Raw genomic sequence first — 11,868 nt, 5'->3', positions numbered from 1 at the left:
AGGACCCTTTTCAGGATCCTTTTTTTAAATTATAATTTTTTGAATAATTTAAAATATTGGTGATTGCTTTGTTCGAAGGCTGAACATCTATTTTGTCGAGATCATCCTTCATGTTTACTACGTACTGATAAGTTTCTTTTAACTTTTCGTCGCAGAGCAAGGCTTCTTCAATTTCACGTTGCTCCTCTTGATCACATTCTTTATAAACGTATTTAATTACGTCATCCGGGGTAAAGGTTTTTATCATAGGCTACATTTAGTTTGTCCATTTTCTTTTTCATATTAATCAAAGCATATCGCATTCTTCCAAGCGCCGTGTTAATACTTACACCAGTCGCATCTGCGATTTCCTGAAAGCTCATCTTCATGTAGTGCCTCATGATCAAAACCTGTTTCTGAGACTCTGGTAATTCTTTGACTAGCTTTCTGATCAGCTTATGAGTTTCTTTCCTTTCCTGGTCTGTTTCAAAAGGCTCTTCAGCAAACTTTATATTATTTAAAAGAGGGCTTCCATCCTCCATAACAATGGTAGGATATCGTTTTTCTTTTCTGAAATGATCAATAGCCATATTATTTGCTATTCTCATAATCCAGGGAAGAAATTTCCCTTCTTCGTTATACTTTCCCGCCTTAATTGTGTTGACCGCCTTAATAAAGGTTTCCTGCAACAAATCTTCAGCCACATACCTGTCTTTAACTATCAGGTATATTTTTGTAAAAATCTTATTCTTGTGTCGGTTAACTAACTTTTCAAACGCAAGTTCACTTCCTTTGATGTACTGCGACACTAGCTGGCTGTCGTCTAATTTAATTTTGTTCATTCGGTTGTCTCTGTTTTTGTTAACGTAGAGATCTATATCATATTGTGTCGTTTAGGGTTGAACAAAAAATTTTAACTCGAATGCAATCGTTAATATAACAAAACACAAATAGTTTGCCAAGATTAACGAATAAAAACATTTGTTAAAAAATTACACCAGTTTCTTAAAATATTGCCATAAAATTAAACTTGTAGCCGATTAACAAGTTCTGATCAATAACATCTGCTTATCTTTGCATATATGAGTAAGACAATAGCGACAGACATAAAAAATATAGATTCGATAGACCCTAAACGGTTTATTGTTATAAAAAACGCCAAAGTCAATAATCTCCATAATCTGAGTGTGGCTATCCCAAGGAATAAACTAGTGGTCATCACCGGGTTATCAGGTTCTGGAAAATCATCCCTGGCATTTGACACTTTATTTGCTGAAGGTCAACGCATGTATGTTGAAAGCCTTAGTTCTTATGCCAGACAATTTCTGGGGCGGATGGAAAAACCTGAAGTCGATTATATCAGAGGGGTTTCTCCTGCTATTGCAATAGAACAAAAAGTTAATACAAGAAACCCCAGATCAACGGTCGGGACTACTACAGAAATTTATGATTACCTGAAACTGTTATTTGCGAGGATAGGGAAGACTTATTCCCCAGTTAGCGGAAAAATTGTACAAAAGTCCACAGTTGAGGATGTGCTGGACTTCCTCTATGATCATGAAGACGGAACCCGACTAATGATCTTATGTCCATTGATCCCACACCAGGACAGAACTTTAAAACAAGAGTTCGAGATCCTCCTTCAAAAGGGATATAACCGTGTTATTTTAAATAATAACACTAAAATGATCGAAGATATTGTAGATGAGGCAGATAATCTTGATCCAGATAGCGAAGTCTTTATTCTTATAGACAGGGCAACAATTGAAAAAGACCCGGAAGCATCTGATGGAAGAGATGAAGATAACCGTTTCAGACTGGCCGATTCTATAGAAACAGCCTTCTTCGAAGGACACGGTGATTGTATAATTGATTTTCCAGGAGAAGGAAGGAAATCGTTCAGTGACAGATTTGAAGCTGATGGAATTGAATTTGAAGAGCCTTCTGTTAACCTTTTCAGCTTTAATAACCCCTATGGAGCTTGCAAAACATGTGAAGGGTTCGGTAAAATTCTTGGCATTGATCCTGATCTGGTCATTCCAAATAAAAATATGTCGGTCTTTGAAGGTGCCATTGTTCCCTGGCGTTCGGAAACCATGAAAAAATGGTTAAAACCATTAATTGAAAATGCCGATAAATTCGACTTTCCTGTTCACCGGTCTATAAAAGATCTCACCAATAATGAATATCAACTACTCTGGGAAGGTAATAAGTATTTTGACGGGCTTAATGCTTTTTTTAAGTTTCTGGAAAGCAAATCTCACAAAATACAGTATCGCGTAATGTTATCAAGGTACCGGGGAAGAACTGTATGCCCGGATTGCCGTGGTACCAGACTTAGAAAGGATGCATCATATGTAAAAATAAATGATACTTCGATTACAGATGTTGTCCTTATGCCAGTGGAAACTTCATATGAATTCTTTAATAACCTGGAGCTCAATGATCACGATCAGCAAATAGCAAACAGGCTTCTTAAAGAAGTAACAAACAGGCTTCTGTATCTTAATGAGGTAGGCCTGGGATACTTGACCCTTAACAGACTTACTGCTACGTTATCCGGTGGAGAATACCAACGGATCAAATTAGCTACTTCCCTGGGAAGTGCCCTTGTAGGATCAATGTATATTCTGGACGAACCGAGTATTGGACTACATCCGAGGGATACTGAAAGGCTGGTTGGTGTTTTGAAAACATTAAGAGATCTGGGAAATACCGTTATTGTAGTAGAACACGAAGAAGAAGTCATAAAAGCAGCGGATCAAATAATTGATATTGGTCCGGACGCTGGTGTTCATGGTGGCAACCTGGTTTTCCAGGGTACCGCTGATGATCTTGAAGGTAGTGAATCTTACACTGCTCAATATTTATTAGGTAAAGAGGAAATTGCCATACCCCGAGTTAAAAGAAAATGGCGAAATAAACTTTCTATAATTGGAGCCCGAGAAAATAATCTTAAAAATATAGATGTCGAAATTCCTTTGGGAATCCTCACTGTAATAACAGGTGTCAGTGGTTCAGGGAAATCTACCCTGGTTAAAAAGATCCTTTATCCTGCCTTAAGCAAACATCTTGAGCAGCATATTTCAGAGTCAACCGGAAAATTCGACAGACTTGAAGGAGATCTTTCTCAGGTCAAACAGATTGAATTTGTCGATCAGAATCCAATAGGAAAATCAAGCCGTTCAAACCCTGTTACTTATGTGAAAGCATACGATGCTATTAGGCAACTTTTTGCTGATCAACAATTATCGAAACAACGCGGGTTTAAACCTGCTCACTTTTCATTTAATGTTGAAGGTGGAAGATGTGAAACATGCCAGGGTGAAGGAGAGGTAAAAATTGAAATGCAGTTTATGGCAGACATTCATTTAACCTGCGAAAGCTGTAAAGGAAGAAGATTTAAGGACGAGGTACTGGAAGTCAAGTTTAATGATAAATCAATAGCGGATGTTCTGGATCTTACTGTAGAAGAAAGCCTGGAATTTTTTGAGGGACAGCGGTCAATTCTTAATAAGCTGGAACCATTAAATGAAGTTGGTTTGGGTTATATCAAACTTGGCCAATCATCAAACTCTTTAAGTGGAGGAGAAGCACAACGAGTAAAACTTGCTTCCTTTTTATCAAAAGGAGGTTCCGGAAGTGAAAAATTACTTTTTGTATTTGATGAACCAACTACCGGACTTCACTTTCACGATATAAAGAAACTTCTTTCAGCAATTAATGCACTAATTGAGCAAGGTAATAGCGTGGTTATCATCGAACACAATGTTGAAATAATCAAAAGTGCTGACTGGGTAATCGACCTTGGCCCGGAGGGAGGAGAAAGGGGTGGAGATCTAGTTTTTGCAGGAAAACCAGAAGACCTAATCACAGTAAAAGAATCTCACACAGCAAGGTATTTAAAAGAGAAGTTCAGCTAATTTAACTACCACATAAAAAAAGTATATTTACATCATTACACTACGTCAAAACACACGATCATGAGAAAAAAAATTGTAGCAGGAAACTGGAAAATGAACTTATTACCTGAGGAAGGTAAAAAACTTACTTCTGAAATAGTAAATATGGCAGGAGATGAAGTGCCTAACGATGTTACTCTGGTTATCTGCCCTCCATTTATTCACCTTGAAAGTGTTAATAAACTAACAGGAGATCAGGAAAAAGTTTTTCTTGGAGCTCAAAACTGCCATACAGAAGACAGTGGAGCATATACAGGCGAAATTTCAGTTCCAATGCTAAAAGCCGTTGGTGCAAGTTATGTAATAATTGGCCATAGCGAAAGAAGAGAATACTTCGGAGAAACTGATGAATTTCTGGCAAAAAAGACTGACAAAATACTTTCTGCTGGAATGACCCCAATATTTTGTTGTGGGGAGAGTCTTGAGCAAAGAGAAGGAGGAAACTATGTATCATTTGTAACCGATCAAATTTCAAATAGCCTTTTTCACCTTTCTGCTGATGAAATTAAAAAAGTTGTGATCGCATATGAGCCAATATGGGCTATTGGTACAGGACTAACTGCTTCTCCAGAGCAAGCACAGGAAATGCACGAAGCTATCAGAAAGCATCTGGCTGAAAAATATAATCAAGAAATAGCAAATAGCATTTCAATATTATACGGAGGAAGTTGCAAACCTGGTAATGCAAAAGAACTTTTTGCCTGTGAGGATGTAGACGGGGGATTGATCGGAGGAGCTTCGTTAAAATCTCGTGACTTCGTAGATATTGCTAAATCTTATTAAATGGATTATGTAGAGATAAGCTTCACATGTAGTGAGGAAATGGCCGAAATTCTGATGGCAGAGCTGTCAGAAATCGGCTTTGAGTCATTTGTAGATTCAGAAAACGGACTATTATGTTATATACAATCGGATCTATATGATAAAGATAAACTAGACGTACAGATCAGCAGGTATGGTAATATTGAGCCTCTGAAATACAAAATTCTGAATATTCCAAAAAAGAATTGGAATGAAGAATGGGAAAAAAGCTATCAGCCGATTGTGATCGGTGATAAAGCTATAGTCCGGGCCGATTTTCACAAGGTTGAAAAACCATATGACTATGAAATTTTAATAACTCCAAAGATGAGCTTTGGTACTGGCCACCATCAAACTACTTCAATGATGGTCAGGATGCAAATGGAATTAGACCATAAAGATAAGGTGGTTTATGACATAGGTTGCGGTACCGGAATACTTTCAATCATGGCTGGACTCAGGGGGGCAAAAAAAATAATAGGATGTGATATTGATGAGTGGTCCGTTGAAAATTCCCGGGAAAATATTCAGAATAATAATATGAATGAAATAGTATCGGTGATTCATGGCACAGTTCAAAGCTTGCCAAAAGAACCTGCTGATATTTTACTTGCAAACATTAATAAAAACATAATCCTTTCAGAACTTGAATCTTACAATTCTCGTCTTAAAGAAGGAGGCCACATATTATTTAGTGGTTTTTACGAAAGAGACACCTCTGAAATTCTGGATGCAGCAAAAATGTATGGTTTGAACCTTGAAAAGGAAGCAGCAGAACAAAACTGGAAATGTTTGCAACTCGTTAAAAAAGGCAAATAACCCTACACCATCAAATCTTTTCCGTGTTTATTCGTTAATTTCACGAGAAATTATATCCGGATTACAACGAGCTATGAGAAAATTATTCTTGATATTTTTTGCTGGACTGTTGTCATGCAACATGCTCCTTGCGCAGGGAGTTCAGCTTCCAGACGATCCTATTAGATATAAGGATGTCGTTACGGATGCTTTTCTGAACTCCCAGAACGAGGAAATGATTGCAATGGCGCAAAACTTTTCTAATGATTGGTCCTCTCTGGATATCGCTGATAAAAAAACCGCAATTAAGCTTACTCAAAATATGCTTGATACGGGATACAGCTTTTATTCAGAGGTTTACAGGTTTTTTCACATTCTTTCAAAAGCTGATAAGCTGAGCGGAATGATTGATAGGACTACAATCATAAATACAACTCAAAAAGTATTTCAAAATCACTCCAAGTCAGATCTAAATAAATATTTGGATCATCTTCACGATTTTGCTGACCATAAAGCCCTTTATTACTCTCCTAACTACGGAGTATATTCAGAAGGGAATGTTTCACTAGAATATGTGGAAGTAGAAGAATCTTCGCCAGAACCTTTCGAGGAACCTGTAGATGAGGTGGCCTCAGATGATGAAGAACAGAAAGAGGATGGGTGGTTTGATGATTGGGATAACTGGGAAGAAGATGAGGAAGAACCCGCTGATAACGAAGACACATGGGCTACTGGCTGGGAGGAAGAAGAAAAAGAAAAGCAAAATGATGATGTTTCGCCAGCAGCTATAAGTACACTTATTCAGGTAGTTGTACCTGAAGTAACTGGTCCGGTATTAAGATTCGAAAAAACTTTTCTGAAATTCACATCTAATTACGATACGGTTTTCATTAAGAACACTTCCGGAAGTGTTATGATGTTCAATAACATGCTTGTTGCCAACGGAGGTTCATTTGATTGGTCTCCGGCCGGATTAGATCCTGATGAAATTTATGCGACTTTTGGAGATTATTATTTTGATATTTCGAAACCGAAAATTGAATCTCAAAAAGTAAAGCTTACTTATAAGTCTCGATTAGAAGAGCCTGTTGAAGGGGTATTTGAATATAAGCTCCAGCGCAGGTCAAAAAATGGAAAACCAACTTATCCAAGGTTTAAATCATATTCCAACAACATCTATGTAAAGGGATTTAAAGAGAAAAACCTTGAATATAAAGGAGGGTTTTCTCTTCGAGGGAAACAAATACTTTCTACTCCTGTATTTCCTGGCCTGGGCCGGATTGAAGTAAAAATAAATGGACAAAAATATTTTAAGGCATATTCAAATATTTTCGAACTGAGTGATAGCATTATTTCCAGTCCTCGTGCTGGTTTAGTCATTTATCACGACCGGGATTCCATTACACACCCTGCTTTGAAAGTAAAGTACGACCTTGACTCTATGAATCTCACGGTATTAAGTAATGAAGGCGCATTTAAAAGTACTGCTTTTAAATCTTCATTATTTAACATGGAATTCAAGGCAGAATTAATCGAATGGGATCTAAAGTCAGATAGTTTAAATGTCAGCCGACTGACAGCAAAAAATAAATTACCGGTTGAATTTGAATCTGAAGAATTCTTTAGCACAGAAAGATTCGGGAATTTGACAGGCCTCATGGATACCAATCCTCTTTTGCGCTTTGTTTACTTTGCAAGAAAAAGAGGGTCAGGTTCTTTTTATACTTATGAAGTGGCTGAATTCATGAAAGAAAGTGAAGAAAAGGTCCGTGGGTATGCTCATTTTCTAATGAGAAATGGATTTATTGAATTTAACCCGAATACCGGCTACATCGAAATCAGCAGAAAAGGCTACCATTATGTTCTTTCTGACAGGGGTAGAAAAGATTACGATAACCTTACTTTAGAATCAATTTCTCCTGATGAACCAAATGCGACGCTCAGGATCAATAAAGATGAAATGATTGTAAGAGGTGTTGAACGCTTCATAATTAGTAAGTCACTGAAGGTTTATGTTGAGCCAGATAGCCAGACAATTGTATTACTAAGAAATCGCGACCTGCTTTTTGACGGTATAGTCAATGCAGGGAATATTCAGTATATCGGTAAGGAATTCAGATTTAACTATGACAGTTTTCTTATTGATATGCCTCAAATTGATAAGATCAGGTTTAATCTCGATTCAGACCAGCCAAAAGGTTACAGGGCCCGTCAACGTAAAAGTATTGGAAACGAGCTTCAGGAAACAGCAGGAACTTTATTTATAAATAAACCGAATAACAAATCAGCTTTACGGGATTATCCAAGCTATCCAAAGTTTTCAGGTTCCAGAGGAGCAACTGTATATTTTGACAGTCCGGATGTGCTTGATGGCGCTTATGATAAATCGGTGTATTTTTCAGTTCCTACCTTTGATTTAGATAGTGTCAGTGGTAGTGATACCAAAGCCTTAACTTTTAAAGGAACTTTCTATTCTGATATCTTCCCTCCTTTCGAAGAAACACTCAAGCTGATGCCTGACAATTCACTGGGATTTGTTCATAATACTCCTGAAGATGGTTATCAGCTATACGAAGGCGATGGAAAAATTTATTCTGATATTACACTCAACTCACAAGGATTAACAGCCGATGGCAGAATTGAATATCTTGCTGCAGATGTTTATGCTTCTGATTTTACTTTTTACATGGATTCTGTGTCAGCCCCTGCATCCAGGGTAGAAATTGCAAAAGGAGACGATTTAGGGCCTTCGGTGCCGGCAATCACTTCAGCAGATTCAAAATTTAGGTGGGACATACCTACAGACAGTATGAATTTTACTAACCTGTCAGAACCAATTAACCTTTATGATAATACTGCAACTCTTACAGGTACAGCTGTTTACAGTAAACACGGAGGATTTGGTAGAGGTAAGCTAAAAACACGAGGGTCAGTTACCCAAAGTACAAATATCAGTTTTTCAGAATATCATATTGGTGCGAGAAACGCTGGTTTTATTATTGAATCGAGCAATCCTGAGAAACCTGCATTGAGAGGAGAAGATGTAAAACTGGATTTTGATTTGACTAATAATATCGCTGACATTCAACCCGAGGAAGAAGGGGTTGCAGCTCTTGATTTCCCTTTTGCTCAGTTTAAAACTTCGATCACAAAAGCAACATGGGATTTAAGTAATCAGCAGGTCTCTATGCTTAAACCAGCTGATGTCCCTATAGAAAACAGTTATTTCTATACTACAAGAGAAGAGTTGGATTCACTGGCTTTTAATGCAACAAAGGCTGAATATGACATAAATGATCTTACATTAAACATTTTTGGCATACCCTACATAAAAATTGCAGACGCAAAAGTTACTCCTGATGATAATAAATTATTAATCAGAGAAAACGCAACATTAGATCGTCTTCACAATGCTACTATTGTAGTAGATACTCTCAATGAGTATCACACACTTATTGATGGTGAGATCGATATTATTAGCAGAAGAAAGTTTGAAGGAAAGGCGACTTACAGATATATCAATGCTCTGAGCGATACATTTAATATCGAATTTGGAGAGTTTTCACTTCAGGAATATTCACCAGAGAAAAACGTAACTAAGTTAAGAACTGTAGCATCAGGTAATGTCGATGTGGCAGAAAACTTTTTAATAAGTCCGGGTTTCTATTTCAAAGGAAAAGTGACCATGTATGCCAATAAGGAGGTTCTTGAACTGAATGGTGCAGTGCGATTAGACATGAGTACTGGCGAATCTGATTGGATCGTATATAATTCTGATGCTCAAATTAAAGATATTGTTTTTGATTTCGATGAAGCTACAACCGAAGCAGGTAAGAGGTTGAAAGCAGGAATTTTCTACGAAACAGGAACTGATTACCTTTATTCGATCTTCGTAAAAGATAAATTAACCCCGGATGACCTGCCATTCTTCCAGCCTTCTGGTATGCTGAGTTATAACAGAATGTCAAAAACATACGAAATTGTAGATTTTGAAAAGCTTCAGGGTAATAGCTACCAGGGACAAAAATATACCTATGATGACGAATCTGGCCAGGTAACCTTCGAAGGAAAACTAAACTACCTTGCGGGAAATCAGGATTTCAATATGAAATCAGCCGGACGTGGGTCAGGAGTTCCTGAAAAAGGTGAAATGGAGGTATCTTCAATGGTTGGTTTAAATGCTCAGATAGATGATAATATTCTGGAAGCAATAGGCAGCAGTTTCAGAACGACTGCAGATGCTATTGGTACTCCTGAAGCATTATCAAATCTTAGCGAACAAATATATTATTTGTCTGAATTTGTATCGGATAAAGGAGCAAAAGCATTTGAAGAACGTGCATTAAATGAATATACTCCATTAGCAGGCTTTGACAGGGAAGTCGACTTCAATATCTTCCTGACAAACCTTAATATGAAGTGGGATAATGATAATAAGGCATGGTATAACAACGGAACTGTTGGCGTATCTCACCTTGGAAGACAGGATGTAAATACACTTATTAACGGCTTTGTAGAGTTCAAAAAAGACCCTGATGGTAATGAATCATTCAATGTATTTGCTCAGCTGACTCCAGGTCACTGGTTCTTTTTCCAATATGAAGAAGGGGTATTACTAATGCTTTCTTCAGATGATAAAATAAACGCAGAAATAAAAGAGCGCTCAGAGAAAAACAGTAAGAAGATGGGTGCGTATACTCAAACTATAGCTGAGTTAAGTGAAGTTACTGACTTCATAGACAGATTTAGGAAAGACTACCTGGGAATTAATACTCCTTATACTTTAGAATTCTTTAATTCTCAGCCCAACGTTCCTGTGCAGGCAGTACCTTTTGGTTCTGATTCCGAAGCACAAAATACGGATAGCGAAGATGATGATGAAGACACAGGATTTTAAATAAATAGATAATAATAAACAACTACCACTAAAATGAGCGAACACAACTCTCAACAGGCCCTTAACTATTCACAAGAAAATAAGGATGATTTCTTAAATGAACTTTTTGATTTATTGAGAATTCCGTCTGTTAGTGCAGACCCAAAGTTTTCAAAAGATGTTCATGAAGCAGCTAAGTTTATTAAGCAAAAGCTGATCGATGCCGGTGTTGATAAAGCTGAAATCTGCGAAACGGCTGGTTATCCAATTGTCTATGGAGAAAAGATCATTGATGAGAATCTCCCTACGGTTCTGGTTTATGGTCACTATGATGTTCAGCCTGCTGATCCTTACGAATTATGGGATTCACCACCATTTGAACCGGTCATTAAAAATGACAGGATTTATGCACGAGGAGCATGCGATGATAAAGGTCAGTTTTATATGCATGTTAAAGCTTTTGAAGCTATGGCAAAAACGGGCAGCCTGCAATGCAATGTGAAATTCATGATTGAAGGAGAAGAAGAAGTCGGATCTAACAATCTTGAAATCTTTGTAAATGAAAATAAAGAAAAGCTAAAAAATGATGTTGTATTGATATCTGATACATCGATGATATCAATGGATACACCATCAATTACAGCAGGCCTTAGAGGTTTGAGTTATGTTGAGGTAGAAGTGACTGGTCCAAACAGAGACTTGCATAGTGGAACTTATGGAGGTGCAGTTGCCAACCCTATCAATGTGCTTTGTGATATGATCTCATCATTAAAAGATGAAAATGGTCATATTACCATTCCTGGATTCTATGATAAAGTAGAAGAATATTCACAGGAATATAGAGATACATTAAACAAAGCTCCATTTAACGAAGAAGATTATAAAAAGGAGCTTGATATTGATGCTGTATTTGGTGAAAAAGGGTATACCACAATTGAAAGAATAGGTATCAGACCTACATTAGATGTTAATGGAATTTGGGGCGGGTACATTGGAGAAGGAGCAAAAACTGTTCTTCCATCTAAAGCCCATGCAAAAATTTCTATGCGTCTGGTTCCAAATCAGGAAAGTGATGAAATAACACAATTATTTGTTGATCACTTCAACAATATCGCGCCTGATTATGTAAAGGTTAAAGTAACGCCTCACCATGGAGGTGAATCTGCAGTCGTATCTACAGACTCTCCTGCTTTTAGAGCTGCTGAAAAAGCTTTTAAAGATGGATGGGATAAAAAACCATTGCCAACAAGAGATGGAGGAAGTATTCCAATTGTTGCTTTATTTGAAAAAAAGTTAAAGTCCGATGTCTTATTGATGGGTTTTGGGTTGGATAAAGACGCTATCCATTCACCAAATGAAAGTTATGGCGTAGAAAACTTTTTCAAAGGGATAGATACTATCATACGTTTTCACGGACATTTTGCTAAAGCAGAATAATTAAACAATATTTAC

General features: G+C 37.2%; 7 protein-coding genes. 5 read left to right on the top strand and 2 right to left on the bottom strand.

What is annotated here, in order from left to right; translation table 11 throughout:
* Positions 1 to 10: 10 nt before the first annotated feature.
* Complete coding sequence (locus tag OO013_RS13415; protein ID WP_266057394.1) at positions 11 to 247, bottom strand: hypothetical protein; 237 nt, start codon at positions 245 to 247, stop codon at positions 11 to 13.
* Positions 222 to 821: an RNA polymerase sigma factor gene (locus OO013_RS13410; RefSeq protein ID WP_266057391.1), complete on the bottom strand. Its 600-nt coding sequence runs from the start codon at positions 819 to 821 to the stop codon at positions 222 to 224. Before OO013_RS13410 ends, OO013_RS13415 begins: the two co-directional genes overlap by 26 nt.
* Positions 822 to 1,061: 240 nt before the next feature.
* Between OO013_RS13410 and uvrA the strand changes: the two genes are divergently transcribed.
* The 5 genes from uvrA (at position 1,062) to OO013_RS13385 (ending at position 11,853) form a co-directional block, all read left to right on the top strand.
* Positions 1,062 to 3,902, top strand: a complete 2,841-nt coding sequence (uvrA, locus tag OO013_RS13405) for an excinuclease ABC subunit UvrA (RefSeq protein WP_266057390.1) — start codon at positions 1,062 to 1,064, stop codon at positions 3,900 to 3,902.
* A gap of 60 nt (positions 3,903 to 3,962) precedes the next feature.
* On the top strand, positions 3,963 to 4,724 hold the full coding sequence (gene tpiA / locus OO013_RS13400; protein ID WP_266057389.1) for a triose-phosphate isomerase: 762 nt from the start codon (positions 3,963 to 3,965) through the stop codon (positions 4,722 to 4,724).
* Positions 4,725 to 5,561, top strand: coding sequence for a 50S ribosomal protein L11 methyltransferase (prmA, locus tag OO013_RS13395; RefSeq protein WP_266057388.1), 837 nt, complete (start codon positions 4,725 to 4,727; stop codon positions 5,559 to 5,561).
* Between the two features lie 73 nt (positions 5,562 to 5,634).
* Complete coding sequence (locus tag OO013_RS13390; protein WP_266057387.1) at positions 5,635 to 10,437, top strand: hypothetical protein; 4,803 nt, start codon at positions 5,635 to 5,637, stop codon at positions 10,435 to 10,437.
* Between the two features lie 33 nt (positions 10,438 to 10,470).
* The gene (locus tag OO013_RS13385) at positions 10,471 to 11,853 is read left to right on the top strand and encodes a dipeptidase (RefSeq protein ID WP_266057386.1); all 1,383 of its coding nucleotides are present in this window, start codon (positions 10,471 to 10,473) and stop codon (positions 11,851 to 11,853) included.
* Positions 11,854 to 11,868: the final 15 nt, after the last annotated feature.

Origin of the sequence: Mangrovivirga halotolerans (assembly GCF_026241165.1) — a bacterium.
In the GTDB taxonomy this organism is placed as follows: Bacteria; Bacteroidota; Bacteroidia; order Cytophagales; family Cyclobacteriaceae; genus Mangrovivirga; species Mangrovivirga halotolerans.
The sequence above is the reverse complement of the archived record's forward strand: the minus strand, read 5'-3'. Positions and strand labels throughout refer to the sequence as shown.